This window comes from Streptomyces xiamenensis (genome assembly GCF_000993785.3).
Taxonomy (GTDB): domain Bacteria; phylum Actinomycetota; class Actinomycetes; order Streptomycetales; family Streptomycetaceae; genus Streptomyces; species Streptomyces xiamenensis.
The window spans coordinates 997,620-1,015,280 of record NZ_CP009922.3; the positions used below are offsets into that span (position 1 = coordinate 997,620).

Sequence of the window (17,661 nt, forward strand, 5' to 3'; positions counted from 1 at the left end):
CGCGGCGTGAGGTACGGCCGGGGCCGGAGCCGGGTCGATCGGCTCCGGCCCCCGGCCCCCGGGCCGCTTCCCGGCTACAGGTACGGGGCGATGGCGGGCAGCAGGTCCTGGAAGGTCCGCCCGGAGGCGGGCTCGCCGATCGCCGTCATCCGCCACTCACCGCTGTCACCGCGGCTGACCTTGGCCATGATCTGCGCGGTGTGCGCGCCGCCGCCGGCCAGCGTGTAGCGGGCCAGTTCCTCGCCGGTGGTCTCGTCCACCAGCCGGCAGAACGCGTTCTCGACCTCGGCGAAGGTCTGGCCGGTGAACGAGTTCACGGTGAAGACGATGGTGTCGACGGCGGCGGGCAGCCGGGCGAGGTCGACGATGATCGACTCGTCGTCCTCCTGGCCCGCGCCGCCCACGACGTTGTCCCCGGTGTGGATCACCGAGCCGTCGTCACTGGTGAGCTTCTGGAAGAACACCACGTCCTTGGACTCGGTCCCGGCGTACAGCACCGCGGAGGCGTCGAGGTCGATCTCCCCGCCGCCACCGAGCATCTTGCTGAAGAACCCGCGCCGCACCGCCTGCCAGCCGAGCCCCATCCGTACGGCGGACAGACCGCCGCCCCCGGACTTGACCAGACTGACGGCCTGTCCCTTCGAGAGATTGACGCCCACAACAGCTCCCCTTCCTTGTCAGGCGACTCCGGTAAAGAAAGAGTCAAGGGCGACGCTAGCGCAGGCCCACCTCACGCATCTGACGCAGTTCCTTCTTCAGGTCGGAGACCTGGTCCCGCAGCCGGGCCGCAACCTCGAACTGAAGCTCGGCGGCAGCCGACCGCATCCGCTCGGTGAGCGCCTCGATGGTCTCCGCCAGCTCCGCGGCGGGCCGCTCGGTCAGTTGCTCGGTGCCCGCGTTCTCCCGGGCCACCTTGGCCGGCACCGGGGCCTTGCCCCTGCCCTTGGCCGGCTCTCCGCCCTTGCGGTACCCGGAGCCCAGCAGTTCCTGGGTGTCGACCTCCTCGCGGGCGATGGTCGCCACGATGTCGCCGATCTTCTTGCGCAGCGGCTGCGGGTCGATGCCCCGCTCCTCGTTGTACGCGATCTGCTTGGCGCGGCGCCGATTCGTCTCCTCGATGGCCCGCTCCATGGCGGCGGTGATCCGGTCCGCGTACATGTGCACCTGCCCGGAGACGTTACGGGCGGCCCGGCCGATGGTCTGGATCAGCGAGGTGCCGGAGCGCAGGAAGCCCTCCTTGTCGGCGTCCAGGATCGCCACCAGGGAGACCTCGGGCAGGTCGAGCCCCTCCCGCAGCAGGTTGATGCCGACCAGCACGTCGTACTCGCCGGCCCGCAGCTCGCGCAGCAGCTCCACCCGGCGCAGGGTGTCCACGTCGCTGTGCAGATAGCGGACCCGGATGCCCAGCTCCAGGAAGTAGTCGGTCAGGTCCTCGGCCATCTTCTTGGTCAGCGTGGTGACCAGGACCCGCTCGTCCTTGTCGGTGCGGGTGCGGATCTCGTGCACCAGATCGTCGATCTGGCCCTCGGTGGGCTTGACCACGACCTCCGGGTCCACCAGACCCGTGGGCCGGATGATCTGCTCCACGACGCCGTCGCCGCGCGACAGCTCGTACGAGCCGGGGGTCGCCGACAGGTACACCGTCTGGCCGATCCGCTCCAGGAACTCCTCCCATTTCAGCGGCCGGTTGTCGACCGCCGAAGGGAGCCGGAAGCCGTGGTCGACGAGGGTGCGCTTGCGGGAGGCGTCCCCCTCGTACATGGCGCCGATCTGCGGGACGGTGACATGCGACTCGTCGATGACCAGCATGAAGTCATCGGGGAAGTAGTCCAGCAGGGTGTGCGGCGCGGTGCCGGGGGCACGGCCGTCGATGTGCATCGAGTAGTTCTCGATGCCCGCGCAGGTGCCGATCTGGCGCATCATCTCGATGTCGTAGGTGGTACGCATCCGCAGCCGCTGGGCCTCCAGCAGCTTCCCCTGCCGCTCCAGCGTGGCCAGCCGCTCGGCCAGCTCGCTCTCGATCCCCGCGATGGCGCGTTCCATCCGCTCGGGACCGGCCACGTAGTGCGAGGCGGGGAACACGTACAGGTGGTCCTCGTGGGAGATGACCTCGCCGGTGAGCGGGTGGAGGGTGGACAGCGCCTCGATCTCGTCGCCGAACATCTCGATCCGGACGGCCAGCTCCTCGTAGACCGGGAAGATCTCGATGGTGTCCCCGCGCACCCGGAAGGTGCCCCGGGTGAAGGCCACGTCGTTGCGGGCGTACTGGATGTCGACGAAGCGCCGCAGCAGCGCGTCCCGGTCGATCTCCTCGCCCACCTTGAGCGGCACCATCCGGTCCACGTACTCCTGCGGGGTGCCCAGGCCGTAGATGCAGGAGACGGAGGCCACCACGACCACGTCACGCCGGGTGAGCAGCGAGTTGGTGGCGCTGTGCCGCAGCCGCTCCACCTCCTCGTTGATCGAGGAGTCCTTCTCGATGTAGGTGTCCGTCTGGGGGACGTACGCCTCCGGCTGGAAGTAGTCGTAGTACGAGACGAAGTACTCGACGGCGTTGTTCGGCAGCAGTTCGCGGAACTCGTTCGCCAGCTGGGCGGCCAGCGTCTTGTTGGGCGCCATCACCAGAGTGGGGCGCTGGACCCGTTCGATCATCCAGGCCGTGGTGGCCGACTTGCCGGTGCCGGTGGCACCGAGCAGGACGACGTCCTTCTCACCGCCCTTGATCCGGCGCTCCAGGTCGGCGATGGCCGCCGGCTGGTCGCCGCTGGGCTGATAGGGACTGACGACCTCGAAGGGCGCCACCGTACGTTCGATGTGGGAAACGGGCCGCATGTCCTCCACGGTACGACCCGGCTCTGACAATCGGCTCCGAAGCGCTTCGGGACCACCGTTGGTGACAGATTGTCGCTACCTGTTCAGCCGTAGGTCATCGTTTTTCTGTCTGGTGAGGGCATACGCGGGGAAAAGATCATCACGTCCTATCACCGACGCATCGGAGTCATTGTGTCGAAACGCCCCGGATCGGCGGTCGCGGCGGCCGCCCTCGGTGTCATCACGCTCCTGCTCACCGTGATTCCCGCCGGCGGCGCCGCTGCCGCTCCGGCGGGGAGCACGACGACCCTCACCGGCACCGCCACTCCGCTGATCGTCGCCCATCGCGGTGCTTCCGGATACGCGCCCGAGAACACCCTGGTGGCCGCCGACGAGGCCGCGCGGCTGAACACCGAGTGGGTGGAGGTCGATGTCCAGCGCACCAAGGACCACAAACTCATCCTGATGCACGACACCACGCTGGCGCGCACCACCAACGCGGCGGCGGTCTTTCCCGACCGCGCGCCGTGGAACGTCGCCGACTTCACCTCCCGGGAGATCGCCCGGCTGGACGCCGGCAGCTGGTTCGGTGACGAGTTCGTGGCCGAGCGGGTCCCCACGCTGGGGCAGTTCCTGCACCGGCTGACGGCGAACGGGCAGAAGCTGCTGCTGGAGATCAAGTCGCCCGAGCTGTACCCGGGTGTGGAGCGGCAGATCCTGCGGGTGCTGGACGACGCGGGCTGGCTGGAGGAGGAGTACCCCGGCGAGCGGGTGGTGCTCCAGAGCTTCAGCGCTGACTCGGTGCGCACGGTGCACGAACAGGCACCGGAGGTGAAGACCGGCTTCCTCGGCACCCCGAAGGTGGCCGAGCTGCCCGCCTACGCGGAGTTCTCCGACCAGATCGGCCCCCGGTACACGGATCTGACCGCCGAGTACGTGGCGGCCATCCAGGCGGTGGACGGCGTGCACGGGGAGCCGCTGGAGGTCAACGCCTGGACGATCAACGACGGTCCGACCGCCGCCCGGATCGCGGGGCTCGGGGTGGACGGGATCATCACCAACTTCCCGGACGTGGTGCGGGAGGCCATCGGCGGCTGAGAACGCGGATCGCGGGCCGGGAGGTTGCCCGGGGCCGGTGTCCGTGCCCCGCCACCGCGTGTTGGCGGGGCACGGCCGGCGCCGGAGAGGGGTCCTGCCGGAGCCGCTGTTCCGGGCGGCTCCGGTGCGGGTCCGCGCATGGCGGCGCCCCGCCCGGCACCTGTGCGGTGCCGGACGGGGCGCGGTCGGTGGAGCGGGGCGGCAGGCGTCAGAACGAGGCGCCCTTGCTCTGCATGAAGGCCACCGGGTCCACGGCGCTGCCGTAGTCCGGGGTGGTCCGGATCTCGAAGTGCAGGTGCGGGCCACTGCTGTTTCCGGTGTTGCCGGACTCGGCGATCTTGTCGCCGGTGTTCAGCTTCTGGCCGACCTTCACGTCGATCTTGTTCAGGTGGGCGTACTGCGAGTAGCTGCCGTCGTCGTGCTTGATCACGATGGCGTTGCCGTACGCGGGGCCGTCACCGGCGCCGTTGCCACCGGCCTTCACGACGGTGCCGCTGTGCACGGCGCGCACGTCGGTGCCCACCGGTACGGCGAAGTCCTGGCCGCTGTGCTTGCTGGCCCAGCGGTCACCGCTGTTGCCGAACTTCGCGCTCAGGCTGTAGTCGCCGCCGATCGGGCTGACCCAGGACTTCTGGGTGGCGGTCACGGCGTCGGCCTGGGCGCCGGTGGAGTCGGCGAGCTGGCTGGCGGTGTGGGCGGCGAACAGGTCCGGGGTCTGCTGGGAACCCTCGGCGGCCGTCGCCACGCCGACCGTCAGGACCGCCGATGCCCCCAGGCCTGCGGCCAGGACGGCGGCACGGGTGCGGACATTGGAGACCTTGGCGATGCGGTTCGTGATGCGGTTCGACATTCGGGGATTACCTCGCGGTGCTCGGGGATATTCGACCATCGGCCGGAACAACACCCATTCTTAGCGACCGATTCCCCGGCATTCAAACGCCCTTATTACTATCGGAAGGCGTAGCGCGGAGAGGGGAAAAAGGTCCCTTAACAGGGCCGGAAAAACCCCGGCGCACCCATCTTTCCCGCCCCGCCTGCGGCGCCGCCCCGGCCCCCGGGGCTCGGGGCAGCGCCCGGCCGCCGCCTGCCGGAATTCCCGGCCGCCCCCTGCCGAATTCCCCGGGGCGCCGGGACGAAAGTCCCGGCCTTTGGTCACATTTCTCTCCTACGGCCCTTCGTAAGGTCCGGATGCGCTGTGTCGAGGGCCACAGGAAAGCGGCATCAAATGCGCTGCGGCGCCCTTTCCTCGGTCCGCGAAGCCATCGGATCAAGGCCCACGAAGAGCCCGGTGAGCAACATCAGCAGCAGCGGAACGATCAGGATCGGCATGAGTGTCTCGATGGGCGCCCGGGTCTCCAGAGCGCTGACGGTGTGCGCGTGCACCGACATCGCCGCCATGCCCGTGTAGTGCATGCCGCTGACGGCGATGCCCAGCAGTGCGCTGGCCCCGACCGCCGCCTTGAGGCCGCGCACCGCGACGGCGCACCACAGGGCCAGGACGGCCGCGACCACCGCGATGACCACGGACGCCGCCACGTACAGCGGCTCGTAGCGCACCTCGGCCGCCATGACCAGGCCGCTCATGCCGACGTAGTGCATGGCCGCCACCCCGAGCCCGGTGATGAGTCCGCCGCCGAGTACGGCGGGGGCCGTGCGCCGGGTGGCCGCGACCAGCAGCAGCCCCATGGCCACCACCACGATGGCGATGGCGAGGCTGGCGAAGGCCCGCCCCAGGTCGTAGGCGATGTGCACCCCGCCGGTGGTGAAGCCCATCATGGCGATGAAGTGCATGGTGAAGATGCCGGATCCCAGTGACAGGGCGCCCAGGGCCAGCCAGCCCGGCCGCCGGCCGCCGTCGGACCCCCCGGGCAGGGCCCGCGCGGCGCAGCGCAGGCCGAGGGCGGCGCCCAGTACCGCCATCAGATAGCCCAGTACCGGGGTGATCGACCCATAGCTGAAGTGATCGACGGTTACCTCGACTGCACGCACCCTGCATCTCCCCACCTGGTCATTTGTGAGGATATTAAGGCGGAATCGATCAAGGCCGTACCGTCTGTGATCAAAGTGTGCTGAGGCATATTCCGCCCCGGTGGCCCGGCCCACCCCGGCCGGGCCGTGGCGTCACCGCCAGCCGTGCCGCGCCTGGAGGCTGTGCACCACACTCTGGTACCGGGCCCGGTCCAGTGCGCACGCCTCGCGCCGCATGCCCTCCGGATGCACCCGCAGCACCCGCTCCAGGTCCACCCACGACTCCCGGCCGGTGCGGTCCCACGGACCGGTCCCCAGCGGGAACCACTCGGGGTCACCGTCCCGGTCCTTGCTGCTCAGCTGTACGGCGAGCACGGTGCCGGCGTCCTCCCTGGCCACCACCAGCACCGGGCGGTCCTTGCCGCGGCCGTCGTTCTCCTCGTAGGGCACCCAGGTCCACACGATCTCGCCCGGGTCGGGGTCGCCGTCGAACTCGGGCGCGTACTCGGCACGCACCACCCCCAGCGAGCCCGCCCGCACCTCGGTGGTCCCGGTGGGCCCACCACGCCCATGCACCTCATCCGCGTCGATAGTCATACCGCCACGCTATCGCCGCCCGGTCAATTGTCAGTGCGCGCCTCTACGTTGTGACCACTGACGCGACCGACACAACGGCAGGGAGATCGCCATGTCCACCACCACGTACCTCGAGCTGTCCGAAGACGGCGGCGGCGCGCACAAGTTCTACGAGGTGACGGTGGACGGCACGGCGGTGAGCGTACGGTACGGGCGGATCGGCGCCGGCGGGCAGCTGAAGACCCAGAGTTTCCCCAGCGCGGAGAAGGCCAAGGCGGCGGCGGCCAGGAAGATCGGCGAGAAGGTCCGCAAGGGGTACGCGCCGGCCGTTCCCGGTGGCCGCGCCGCCCGCCCGGTGACCCGCCGCCAGGTGACCTCGGCGCCCTCCACCGCCCGCTCGGTGGCCCCGGTGCTGTGGCGGTTCCGCACCGACGCCGCCGCGTTCGGGATCCACATCGACGAGGACCGCTGCTGGGTGGGCAACCAGAACGGCGACGTCTACACCCTGGGCCACGACGGCGAGGTACTCGCGCGCTACCGGCTGCCCGAGGGGGTCAAGTGCCTGGTCGCGGACGACTTCTGGATCTACGCCGGCTGCGACGACGGCACCGTCTACGACCTCTCCTCCAAGCTGCCCTTCGCCGCCTACGAGATAGCCACCGATGTCGACATCTTCTGGCTCGACATCCACGAGGGGGTGCTCAACGTCGCCGACCGCCAGGGCGGGCTGACGGTCATCGACCACGAGGACGAGTTCCAGTGGTCCCGCAAGAGCTCCGGTGACCACGCCTGGATGGTGCGCCGCGACGACCACGCCGTCTACCACGGCCACGGGGACGGTGTCACCGCGTACAGCCGGGACGGCTCGGGCGAGCTGTGGCACACCCGGACCCGGGGCTCGGTGCTCTTCGGCTGGCAGGAGGACCGCTCGGTGTACGCGGGCACCGACCGGCGAGTGGTGCAGCGGCTGGCCAAGGACACCGGCCGGGTGGAAGCCACCTACTCCTGCGACTCCGTCGTCTACTCGTGCGCCACCGCGCCCGGCGGCCGCTACGTCTTCGCCGGTGACTCGTCCTCCTCCGTGTACTGCTTCGCCGAGGACGGGACCCGGCTGTGGAAGCTGGGCACCGGCGCCGGCTCCGCCCTGTCCATGCAGTACCGCGACCAGAAGCTGTACATCGTCACCACCGACGGCTCGCTGGCCTGCGTCGACGCGAGCGAGGCGGCCATCGCGGACGCCCAGCGCGGTACGGTCCCCACCGCCGTGGACATCAAGTCCGCCGCCGGCATGCCCACCTTCACCCCCGCCCGGTCCGCGGAGAGCGTGCGGGCGGTGGCCTCGGTACCGGCGAACGGGGTGGTCGTCGAATGCGTCCAGGAGGGCTCCCGGCTGCGGATGCGGGTCACCAGCGCGGGCTACGACCCCACCTGGAACGTGCAGTTCCCCCGGCACATACGGCAGGCCGGCGCCCGCTACGTCGTCGACTCGCTGCACACCTCCCCCGGCGGTTTCTACCGGGTGCACGGCGAGATCCAGCGGCTGCTCTGAGCGGTGGCCCACGCGGCGCGGTCGGCGCAGGTCAGTTGGCCCCGTACCGCACCCCGTTCAGCCGGTCCCGTTCGGCCTGGGCCTCCACCGGCAGCTCCGGGTCCCAGTCGGAGGCCCGCGGTGACTCGGGCCCGTCGGGCCCGACCCGGATCAGCCGCTCCAGACGCATCACCCGGTAGTGCCGGTCGGCGCATCGCACCTCGTCGCGCCGGGTGCCCGCCAACGCCTCGGCCGCCGCGCGGAAGTGCGCCGCCGGCACCGCGTCCTCGGCGTACACCGCCGGCGCCACGTCCCGCAGATACGTCACCAGCGTGTCGCGGATCTCCTGCGGGGTGTCCGCGCCACCGGTCATCGGCGTCCAGCGCCCCTCGGTGAACTCGGTGATGGCGAACACCGGAGGCAGCAGCACCCCGCCCGGGTGGCTCTGCAACGCCCGCAGCGAATCGGCCCGTACATCGTGCGGCACCCGGGATGACGGGTACACGAAGCTCAGCAGATCGATGCGCAGCATGCCCTCGGACATGCCGGTGGCGGCCGCCGGGTCGATCAGGAATCCCCTGGTACGCGGCCTCGCCCGGTGCCCCTCGCCCGGCCGCATCGGATCGGGGTCGCTGGGCCGGGGCGGCTCGGGCCCGTCGGGCCCCATGCGGATGAACATGTCGCCACGGGCGATCCGGAAGCGGTGCTCGCCCACCTTCAGCTCGTTGAGCTTCTCCCAGTCCATGCGGCGCGCCCCGGTCAGCCACAGCCGCTGCGCCTCCCGGTCCTTCACCGCCACCGCGTCGGCCGCCCGCAGCCGGCACTCCCGGGCCAGCTCGTCCCGGCACCCCTGCGGATTGCCCTCATCGGCGAGCAGCACCCGCCACCGGCCGTCGGCCTCCTGCTCGACCAGGGCGAACATCGGTCCTCTGCCCATGATGTCCGGGTAGGTGTCCCGCGCCCGCCATGCCTCCGTATCGGAGATCACCGACACCGGGTCATCGAAACGCGTCATGCTGATGACGCGGTGGGGCTCGGGAAGTTCCGCTTGGCCATCGCTCATACACGCATTGTGATGGCGCTGTCAGCCAGTTGACAGCGAATCAGCCCCACATCATCCTCCCGGGGGTCAAACCCGGCCGTACACCGCCCAGTTCTCCGGCAACTCCGCTACCCTCACCGCCGCCGGCGCACTCCGCCCGGCCGGACCACGGCACCGCGGACCGGTGCGGGCACCGGCGGGGGTGACGACGTCCGGCCGGGAACGGGACCGGCCGCCGGGGCTGTCGTGCCCCGGCGGCCGGTCCCTCGCCTCATCACGCCCGCGCGGGTCAGCTCTCCCGGTGCCGCGGCCGGATCAGCACATAGCCGGCCACGCCGGCGATCGCGCCCAGCACGCCGCCGGCCGCCGTCCACACCCAGCGATCGGTCCACCACGAGCCCATCCAGCCGGACTCGGGCTCGCTGACCGCCACCGGCCGCACGCCGCTGGCCGTGTCGTCGTCACCGCTGTCCTCGGCGTCCGGGTCGGCCTCCAGGTCGACGATCGAACCGGCCCTGGCCATCGGGATCAGCGGCTCGGACAGCTCTCCGCCGCTCGCCCGCGCGCCACCCGACTCCACGGCGCTGACCTGCACCTGCGTGGAGACGCCGAGGCCCAGGTCACGCTCGGGCAGCTCGACGACGGTCAGCCGCAGGTAGTAGGCGCCGGGCAGCGGGTCGTCCGCCCACGGCTCCGACCACGCCTTCACCGGGCGCAGGGTGCAGCTCAAGGTCAGCGAGGCGGCGCTCTCCGCCGCGGTCACCGTCTGCTGCCCCTCGGTGCAGGCCTGCCGGCGGCGCAGCCCGTCGTACACGTCCAGCTGCCAGGTGACCGGGCCGCTGCGCGCCGCCGGGTCCGGCAGGGTGACGGTGGCCTCGGCGGTGGCGGTCTGCCCGGCACCGGCCGGGAAGGTCCAGTACAGGTAGTCGCCGGTCGAGGCCGTGGCGGTGGCACTCTCGTCCTGGTCGATGACGGTGGCGGTACGGAAGTTGGTGCCCGCCTCGCCGGGGGCCGCCTGGTCCTCGGCGGCGGCCGTGCCCGTTCCGGCGCCGGTGAGCAGCAGCCCCACGAGCGGCAGCAGTGCCGCGCCCTGGATCGTACGTCGCAGTCCCTGTCGCATCAGTGGGCCCTCCCCAGTGCGATCCCCATGCGGACCAGCAGGCCCCACAGCACGCCGGCGACCAGGCCGACGACGGTCAGCAGCAACAGCGGCACCCAGCCCCGGGCGAGGCCGAAGGCCGCGACGTCCGAGGGGTTGTCGGGTCCCGACACCACGTCGACGGACAGCTCCACCGGCAGGCCGGGGGTACGGGGCTGGCCCTCGGGGACGGAGAAGGAGTTGGAGACCTTCAGGCACACGGCGACGGCGGTGGAGGAGTCGCCCTCCTCCGGTTCGGGCAGCGGGTAGCGCAGCCCGGTGGACATCACATCGGTACGGCCGTGTCCGGCGCCGGTGCCACGGGTCAGCTCCTGGCCGTCCTCGCTCACCGCGCGCAGCAGCACCCCGTGGTCGGGGTCCATCGCCCGGTCGGCGGCCACGCTCACGGAGGCCCGCAGTTCCTGGCCGGGGCGCACCGGCACCCGGTACCAGCGGGGCTCGCCGAACTCGGCGCGGTCGATGTAGACCCCGGCGCCCAGCAGCGGCGCGTCGGCGCACACGGTGGCGCCCTCGACGGCGGCCGGGTTCTCCACCGGCACATCCGCGCGGCGGACGAGTTGCCCGATCCGGTCGGCGAGCTGGTCGGCGTCCTGGACGGCGGTGTACGTCCCGCCGGTGGCCTCGGCGATGCAGCTGAGCTGCTCGCGCACGGCGTCGTCCAGGGTCAGGCCGAGGGTGTCGATGACCAGGTGGGTGCCGCTGGCCGCCAGTTCACGGGCGACCACGCAGGGGTCGGGCTGGCCGCAGGAGTCCTCGCCGTCGGTGATGAGCACGATCCGGCGGGTGCCGGGGTCGTCGCCGAGGTCGTTGTCGGCCTCGCGCAGCGCGAGGCCGATCGGGGTGAAACCGGTGGTGGGGCGCAGCGTGGCCACCGCGGTCTTGGCCTCGAGACGGTCCACCGGCCCCACGGGGTACAGCTGGTCGCTGTCGAGACACCCGGCGACCTTGTCGTCGCCGGGGTTGCCGGCGCCCAGGGTGCGGATGCCGAGGTGCACCTCCTCCGGCATCGCGTCGAGCACCTCGTTGAACGCCTGCTGGGCCGCCGCGATCCGCGACTGCCCGCCGGCCATGTCGCGTTCTTTCATGGAACCGCTGACATCGAGGACCAGTTCCACTCGGGGCGGTGGCTCGCCCTCGCGCGCCACACCATCGGCGAGGGCGCTGGGCGCGAACGCGCCCGCCATCAGGACGGTCAGCAGCCCGCTCAGGGCAACCGACCACTTTCTTATGATCATTGGCGGATCCTATTGACCGTCAGGTGTGCATCTCAAAACGAGCGGGTCGCCTCCCGGCCAATGCACCACCGGCACCACTACCTTGTCGGACATGACTGCCGATAACCCCGGAACGGTGCCCGCGACGATGCGCGCCTGGACGGTACGGACCCCCGGCCGCCTGGAGGCGGCCGAACTCCCGGTGCCGCACCCGGCCGAGGACGAACTGCTGGTACAGGTGCGGGCCTGCGGGGTGTGCCGCACCGATCTGCACGTGCGGGACGGGGACCTGCCGCCGCACCGGTCACCGGTGGTCCCCGGGCACGAGGTGGTCGGCGAGGTCGTCGCCGCCGGACCGCGCGCCCAGGGCCATCCGGTCGGCTCCCGGGTGGGCGTCCCGTGGCTGCGCCACACCTGCGGGCACTGCCGCTTCTGCCGGCACGGACGGGAGAATCTGTGCCCGCACTCGCGCTACACCGGCTGGGACGCGGACGGCGGCTACGCGGAGTACACCACCGTCCCGGCCGCGTACGCCTACTCACTGCCCGGCGGCTACTCCGACGCCGAACTGGCGCCGCTGCTGTGCGCGGGCATCATCGGGTTCCGCGCGCTGCGCCGCGCCGAACTGCCGCCGGGCGGACGACTGGGCATCTACGGCTTCGGCGGCTCCGCACATCTGACCGCGCAGGTGGCCATGGCCGAGGGCGCCACGGTGCATGTGCTCACCCGCTCGGCCGAGGCCCGGCGGCTGGCCCTGGAGCTGGGCGCCGCCTCGGCCGCCGGCGCCCAGGACACCCCGCCCGAACCCCTGGACGCGGCGATCCTGTTCGCCCCGGTCGGCGACCTGGTCCCCACCGCCCTGGCGGCGCTGGACGCGGGCGGCACCCTGAGCGTCGCCGGCATCCACCTCTCCCCCATCCCCGCCCTGGACTACGAGCGCCACCTCTTCCACGAACGCACGCTGCGCAGCGTCACCTCCAACACCCGCGAGGACGGCCGGACCTTCCTCGCCTCGGCGCAGGCCCACTCCGTGCGCACGACCGTCACCCCCTATCCCTTCGCGGAGGCCGACCGCGCACTGGAGGACCTGGCGGCGGACCGGGTGAACGGCGCGGCCGTGCTGCTCATGTGACGGTGTGCGGGCGGTGCGCCACCACGATGATCATGCCGTCGCTCTGCTCGGCCGCGGTGAACTCCGCCCAGTCGACGTGCTCGCCCATCGCGTGGATGCGGGCCAGGTCCGGCGGGAGTTCGCCGTGCCGCCGCAGATGGTCGCGGGTGCCGGTGTAGATGTGGGCGGCGGTGTACTTGGTGTGTTCGGTGATGTCGGCGATCTCGTCGATCACCAGTCCGGCGTCCCGGGCGAAACCGGGGTAGTCCTCGGCGCGCGTCATCGGGGCGGCCCGCCAGATCGCCAGCATCTCGGCGACCGCGCGCCGTTTGTGCTCGTCCTCCTCCTGGGCGCCGCGCTCCACCAGGTCGGTGAGGACCAGCCGGCCGCCGGGGCGCAGCACCCGGGCGATCTCCCGCAGGGCCCGGCCCCGGTCGGGGAGGTGGACGATGGACTCGAAGGCGAGCACGGCGTCGAAGGAGGCGTCCCGGTAGGGCAGTTCCATGGCGTCGGCCAGCTCGAAGCGGACCTGTCCCGCCACCCCTTCGGCCTCCGCCCGGGCCCCGGCCAGGGCGACGTCCCCGGCGCTGATGGACACGCCGGTGACCCGCGCGCCGGTCGCCCGTGCCAGCCGCACGCCGGGCCCGCCGGTGCCGCAGCCCAGGTCGAGCACCTCGTCCCCGGGCCCGGCGCCCAGCCGGCCGATCAGGAGGTCGGTGAGGCGCTGCCCGGCGGTGGCGAAGTCGCTGGTGTCGTCCGGGCCCAGCCAGTACCCGTAGTGCATGCTGCCACCGTAGATCTCGGTGATCGCCCGGTTGTTCGCGTCGTAGAACTCCCCCACCGCCTGCGGTGTCGGCGCCCCCGGCAGCCCGGTGTCCGTGGTCTCCGGCATCGTCTCGCTCCCCCTTCCGGTCGGCGGCAGCCCTGCTCGCCGACCGGAACCTGCCCGCACGCCGCCCGCCCCAGTGCCCGCCGCATCCCGATTCACCCGCACGGTGGAAGGTGCGGCGAGCAGGTTGACGTCGGGCGTCCGTTCAGGCCATGGCCGGCTTGAGAAGGACCTTGGTCCAGCCGTCGTCCCGCTGGTCGAAGTGCTGGTAGGCGTCGGGGGCCTCGCTCAGCGGCAGCCGGTGGGAGACCAGGAAACTCGGGGTGGCCCGGCCGGCGACGATCATGTCCCGCAGCTGCCGGTTGTACGCCTTCACATTGGCTTGGCCGGTGCCCATCCGCAGGCCCTTCTCGAAGAAGCGGCCCATCTTGAAGAGCAGTTCTCCGTGCTTGGCGCTCTCCGAGGGGCCGCCGGGGTCGGCCGGGACGTACAGGCCGACGACGCCGAGCATCCCGGTGGGCCGCACGCACTCGATCAGTGTGTTGAGCACCACCGCCGGCTGCTCGTCGCCCTCGCGCACCGTGGCCTGGTAGCCGACCGCGTCGATGCCCTTGTCGGTGCCCTCGCCCCCGGTGCGGTCCTTGATCTGCTCGACCGGATCGCCCTGACCGAAGTCGATGGGGACGGCACCGATCCGTTCCGCGAGCCGCAGCCGGTCGGGCTGGCGGTCCACCACGAACACCTGGGCGGCGCCGCGCAGGATCGACGAGTAGGCCGCCATCAGGCCCACCGGCCCCGCGCCGAAGACGCACACCGACTCCCCCGGGGACACCTGTGCCATCTCGGCGGCGTGGTAGCCGGTGGGGAAGATGTCCGCGAGCAGTGCGAAGTCGTCCTCGTGCTCCTCCCCCATCGGCAGCTGGAGACAGTTGAAGTCGGCGTACGGCACCCGCAGGTACTCGGCCTGGCCGCCCATGTAGGGCCCCATCGACACATAGCCGTACGCGCCGCCCGCGAACCCCTTGTTGACCGTCAGACAGAAGCCGGTCCTCCCGGCCAGGCAGTTCTTGCAGAAGCCGCAGGCCACGTTGAACGGCATCACGACCCGGTCGCCCTTCTTGACGGTGGTGACGCCGGATCCCACCTCCTCGACGATGCCCATGTTCTCGTGGCCGAAGACGATGCCCGGCTCGGCGCCCGTCCTGCCCTCGTACATATGGAGGTCGGACCCGCAGATCGCCGCCGTCGTCACCCGGACGATGGCGTCGTTCGGCGCCTGTATTCGGGCGTCCTCGACGTCCTTGACCTCGACGGAGAAAGGCTCCTGATACACAACCGCCTTCACTGGGTCCTCCCTGCTGTGTGGCCCCCGACCAATGGCTGCCATCCTTTTTGTCATATTAAGGTGTGGTATCTGGTCCAGCCACATGGGTGTGAGCGGCGGGAAGAAGCACCAGAAGGGCGGCAGCGTGCCCGATCTGTCCGAGCAAGTCGTCGACCTCGCCAAGCGCGGCGGCCGGGAGCCGGTCGTCGCCCAGACGCTGCGCTCCACCGCCGCCGCCACCCTCGCCTACCTCGCCGCGCTGTGGCTCACCAACGTCAGCGCTCCGCTGCTCGCCCCGCTCACCGCCCTGCTCGTCGTCCAGGTCACCCTGTACGCCACCATCACCAGCGGCATCCGCCGGGTGACCTCCGTGGTGGTCGGCGTCGTCGTGGCGGCCGGTTTCAGCGCCATCGTCGGACTCAGCTGGTGGAGCCTGGGACTGCTCATCCTCTGCGCGCTGTCCGTGGGGCACGTGGTGCGGGTGAGCGAGTTCGTCCCCGAGGTGGCCATCAGCGCCATGCTGGTGCTCGGCGTCGCGCAGGTCGCCGAGACCGCCTGGGACCGGGTCGCCGAGACCCTGATCGGCGCGGTGGTCGGGCTGCTGTTCAACGTGATCTTCGTGCCACCGGTGTGGGTGCAGACCGCGGGCGAGGACATCGAGGACCTCGCGGCCCGGATGCGCGATCTGCTGCTGCGGCTGGCGGAACAGTCGGAGACCCAGCGGCTGTCCGTCACCCGCGCGGAGCAGAAGCTGGACGAGGCCCGGCAGCTCGACCAGGACATCACGTACGTGGACGCCTCACTGCGGCAGGCCGAGGAGAGCCTGCGGCTGAACCCGCGGGTGAAGGAGGGCCTGCTGACCAGGATCGTGCTGCGCACCGGCCTGGACACCCTGGAGGTCTGCGCCGTCATCCTGCGCACCATGTCCCGCTCGCAGACGGACATCGCCGCCCGGCGCACCGGCGAGCCCCTGGTCCCCCCGGACGTGGGCCCGGCGCTGCGCGATCTGCTCGCGCACCTGGCGAGCGCCGTGGACAGCTTCGCCACACTCATCACCAGCCAGGTGAACGCCGCCGCGGAGGAGGCGGAGGACAACCTCATGAAGCAGCTGGAGGCCAGCCGTGCCAGCCGGGAGCGGCTGGCACGGCTGATGCTCGCGGGGGTGCAGGAGCATCCCCGGCAGTGGCAGTTCCACGGCTCGATGCTGGCCGAGGCGGACCGGATGCTCGACGAGCTGGACGTGGAGAAGCGGTCCCTGCGGGTGATGGAGGAGCTGGACCGCTACTCGCGGGAGCGCAGCGACCGGATGCGGCGACTGCGCCGCAAGGCCAGAATCCGGATCAAACGTTCCGAGTGAGTCCCCGGGACGCTCCGGGCCCCGGCAAACTCACCGGGTACGGGCACCACGCCCGGACACCCACCGGGACCCGCCCCGGTTCATCCCCGCCCGCCGCCGATCCGCTCCCACAGCCGGTCGACCTGCTCCGCCAGGTCCTCCCGGGTGCCGTCGTTGTGCAGCACCACATCGGCGATCGCCAGCCGCTCCTCGCGGCCGGCCTGGGCCGCCATCCGGGCCCGGGCGTCCTCCTCGCTCATCCCCCGCAGCCGCACCAGCCGATCCCGCTGCACCTCGGGCGCCGCATCCACGACCACCACCAGGTCGTACCGGTCCGCCAGCCCGTTCTCGGTCAGCAGCGGCACGTCGTGCACCACCACCGCGTCCTCGGGGGCCTCCGCCTGCAACTGCGCCGAGCGCCGCGCGACCAGCGGATGCACGATCGCGTTGAGTGCCGCCAGACGCTCCCGGTCGGCGAAGACGACGCGGCCAAGACCCGGCCGGTCCAGCGTCCCGTCGGCCGCCAGCACTCCGGGCCCGAACTCCTCGACCACCGCCGCCAGCCCCGGTGTGCCGGGCGCCACCACCTCCCGCGCGATCCGGTCCGAGTCCACGATCACCGCGCCGTGCGCGGCCAGCAGCCGCACGGCCTCGCTCTTGCCCGCCCCGATCCCGCCGGTCAGTCCCACGCTCAGCATGCCCGCAGGCTACGTCACCGGTCGCCGTCCCCCTGCTCCCGCTCGGCCAGGAACCGCTCGAAGACCTCGCCCAGTTCGTCGGCGGACGGCAGTTCGGCCGGCTCCGCCACCAGCGAGCCGCGCGTCGCCGCCCCCGCCAGCGCGTCGTACTGCTGCTCCAGGCCGCGTACCACCGCCACCAGCTCGGAGTCGCCCTCGGCGAGCTCCCGCTCGATCTCGTTCTGGGTCTTCAGCGCCCGGTTGCGCAGCGCGTGCGCCACCTGCGGCAGCACCAGGCCCGTCGCCCCGGTGACCGCCTCCAGCACCACCAGCGCCGCGTCCGGGTAGCGCGAGCGCGCGATGTAGTGCGGTACGTGGGCCGCGACCCCCAGCACATCGTGCCCGGCCTCGGCCAGCCGCAGCTCGACCAGCGCCGCCGCGCTCCCCGGCACCTGCGCCTCGTCGAACATGCCCCGGTGCCCGGGCAGCAGATCCGTACGGTTGCCGTGCGGCGTCAGCCCCACCGGCCGGGTGTGCGGCACCCCCATCGGGATGCCGTGGAAGGTCACCGCGAGCCGTACCCGCAGCCGCTCCACGATCTGCCGCACGGCGGCCGCGAAGAGCTCCCACTCCACGTCGGGCTCCGGGCCCGACAGCACCAGGAACGGCTGATGCGTGTCGTCGTGCACCAGACGCAGTTCCAGGGACGGTGTCTCGTACGCCGTCCAGCGGTCGCGCCGGAACGTCATCGCGGGGCGCCGCGCCCGGTAGTCGATCAACCGGTCGTGGTCGAACCGGGCCACCGTGGTGTAGGGGCGGCCGTCCAGCAGTTGCTCGATCAGCTGCGTTCCGGTCTCCCCCGCGTCGATGAAGCCGTCGAACTGGTGGATGAGCACCGGCCCGGCGCCACCCACTCCGTCCGCGCTCTGCTCGGCCACCCGGAGACCACGAGCGTCCCATGTGTACAACTCCTGCGGATCCCGCACCG

16 protein-coding genes are annotated in these 17,661 nt (G+C 71.5%); 4 read left to right on the forward strand and 12 right to left on the reverse strand.

Annotated features, from left to right (window positions below; translation table 11 throughout):
- Positions 1 to 74: 74 nt before the first annotated feature.
- Both SXIM_RS04480 and uvrB read right to left on the reverse strand, forming a co-directional pair.
- Complete coding sequence (locus SXIM_RS04480; RefSeq protein ID WP_030734023.1) at positions 75 to 659, reverse strand: TerD family protein; 585 nt, start codon at positions 657 to 659, stop codon at positions 75 to 77.
- A 55-nt stretch (positions 660 to 714) separates the two neighbouring features.
- Positions 715 to 2,832 carry an excinuclease ABC subunit UvrB gene (uvrB, locus tag SXIM_RS04485; RefSeq protein ID WP_030734026.1) on the reverse strand — a complete coding sequence of 706 codons (2,118 nt, stop codon included), beginning with the start codon at positions 2,830 to 2,832 and terminating at the stop codon, positions 715 to 717.
- Positions 2,833 to 3,003: 171 nt separating this feature from the next.
- Here uvrB and SXIM_RS04490 point away from each other — a divergent pair, with 171 nt between their 5' ends.
- Positions 3,004 to 3,909: a glycerophosphodiester phosphodiesterase gene (locus SXIM_RS04490; RefSeq protein ID WP_030734029.1), complete on the forward strand. Its 906-nt coding sequence runs from the start codon at positions 3,004 to 3,006 to the stop codon at positions 3,907 to 3,909.
- Positions 3,910 to 4,117: 208 nt separating this feature from the next.
- Here the strand turns inward: SXIM_RS04490 and SXIM_RS04495 are convergent, their stop codons facing one another.
- The 3 genes from SXIM_RS04495 to SXIM_RS04505 form a co-directional block, all read right to left on the reverse strand.
- A complete protein-coding gene (locus SXIM_RS04495) occupies positions 4,118 to 4,759 on the reverse strand; it encodes a M23 family metallopeptidase (protein ID WP_030734031.1) in 642 nt (213 codons plus the stop codon).
- Positions 4,760 to 5,130: 371 nt separating this feature from the next.
- Positions 5,131 to 5,898, reverse strand: a complete 768-nt coding sequence (locus SXIM_RS04500; RefSeq protein ID WP_030734033.1) for an MHYT domain-containing protein — start codon at positions 5,896 to 5,898, stop codon at positions 5,131 to 5,133.
- 132 nt (positions 5,899 to 6,030) lie between these two features.
- The gene (locus SXIM_RS04505) at positions 6,031 to 6,474 is read right to left on the reverse strand and encodes a type II toxin-antitoxin system PemK/MazF family toxin (RefSeq protein WP_030734035.1); all 444 of its coding nucleotides are present in this window, start codon (positions 6,472 to 6,474) and stop codon (positions 6,031 to 6,033) included.
- A gap of 91 nt (positions 6,475 to 6,565) precedes the next feature.
- Here SXIM_RS04505 and SXIM_RS04510 point away from each other — a divergent pair, with 91 nt between their 5' ends.
- Positions 6,566 to 8,002: a WGR domain-containing protein gene (locus SXIM_RS04510; protein ID WP_030734036.1), complete on the forward strand. Its 1,437-nt coding sequence runs from the start codon at positions 6,566 to 6,568 to the stop codon at positions 8,000 to 8,002.
- A 31-nt stretch (positions 8,003 to 8,033) separates the two neighbouring features.
- Here SXIM_RS04510 and SXIM_RS04515 read toward each other — a convergent pair whose 3' ends face one another.
- The 3 genes from SXIM_RS04515 to SXIM_RS04525 form a co-directional block, all read right to left on the reverse strand.
- Positions 8,034 to 9,044, reverse strand: a complete 1,011-nt coding sequence (locus SXIM_RS04515; RefSeq protein ID WP_148236066.1) for a DUF5954 family protein — start codon at positions 9,042 to 9,044, stop codon at positions 8,034 to 8,036.
- Between the two features lie 268 nt (positions 9,045 to 9,312).
- The gene (locus SXIM_RS04520) at positions 9,313 to 10,143 is read right to left on the reverse strand and encodes a hypothetical protein (protein ID WP_053116081.1); all 831 of its coding nucleotides are present in this window, start codon (positions 10,141 to 10,143) and stop codon (positions 9,313 to 9,315) included.
- Positions 10,143 to 11,417: a VWA domain-containing protein gene (locus SXIM_RS04525; protein ID WP_046723010.1), complete on the reverse strand. Its 1,275-nt coding sequence runs from the start codon at positions 11,415 to 11,417 to the stop codon at positions 10,143 to 10,145. Before SXIM_RS04525 ends, SXIM_RS04520 begins: the two co-directional genes overlap by 1 nt.
- A 127-nt stretch (positions 11,418 to 11,544) precedes the next feature.
- On the opposite strand from SXIM_RS04525, the gene SXIM_RS04530 reads away from it, so the two are divergent.
- The gene (locus tag SXIM_RS04530) at positions 11,545 to 12,528 is read left to right on the forward strand and encodes a zinc-dependent alcohol dehydrogenase family protein (RefSeq protein ID WP_046723012.1); all 984 of its coding nucleotides are present in this window, start codon (positions 11,545 to 11,547) and stop codon (positions 12,526 to 12,528) included.
- Here SXIM_RS04530 and SXIM_RS04535 read toward each other — a convergent pair.
- Together SXIM_RS04535 and SXIM_RS04540 are read right to left on the reverse strand one after the other, a co-directional pair.
- Positions 12,521 to 13,399 carry an SAM-dependent methyltransferase gene (locus tag SXIM_RS04535; protein WP_046723013.1) on the reverse strand — a complete coding sequence of 293 codons (879 nt, stop codon included), beginning with the start codon at positions 13,397 to 13,399 and terminating at the stop codon, positions 12,521 to 12,523. The genes SXIM_RS04530 and SXIM_RS04535 overlap by 8 nt on opposite strands.
- Positions 13,400 to 13,541: 142 nt before the next feature.
- A complete protein-coding gene (locus SXIM_RS04540; protein WP_030734048.1) occupies positions 13,542 to 14,681 on the reverse strand; it encodes a glutathione-independent formaldehyde dehydrogenase in 1,140 nt (379 codons plus the stop codon).
- Between the two features lie 82 nt (positions 14,682 to 14,763).
- Here SXIM_RS04540 and SXIM_RS04545 point away from each other — a divergent pair, with 82 nt between their 5' ends.
- Positions 14,764 to 16,017, forward strand: coding sequence for an FUSC family protein (locus SXIM_RS04545; protein WP_234306904.1), 1,254 nt, complete (start codon positions 14,764 to 14,766; stop codon positions 16,015 to 16,017).
- 80 nt (positions 16,018 to 16,097) lie between these two features.
- Here SXIM_RS04545 and coaE read toward each other — a convergent pair whose 3' ends face one another.
- Together coaE and SXIM_RS04555 are read right to left on the reverse strand one after the other, a co-directional pair.
- A complete protein-coding gene (coaE, locus tag SXIM_RS04550) occupies positions 16,098 to 16,694 on the reverse strand; it encodes a dephospho-CoA kinase (RefSeq protein ID WP_030734053.1) in 597 nt (198 codons plus the stop codon).
- A 14-nt stretch (positions 16,695 to 16,708) separates the two neighbouring features.
- Entirely contained in the window at positions 16,709 to 17,659 is a 951-nt protein-coding gene (locus SXIM_RS04555) for a proteasome assembly chaperone family protein (protein WP_030734056.1), read from the reverse strand.
- Positions 17,660 to 17,661: the final 2 nt, after the last annotated feature.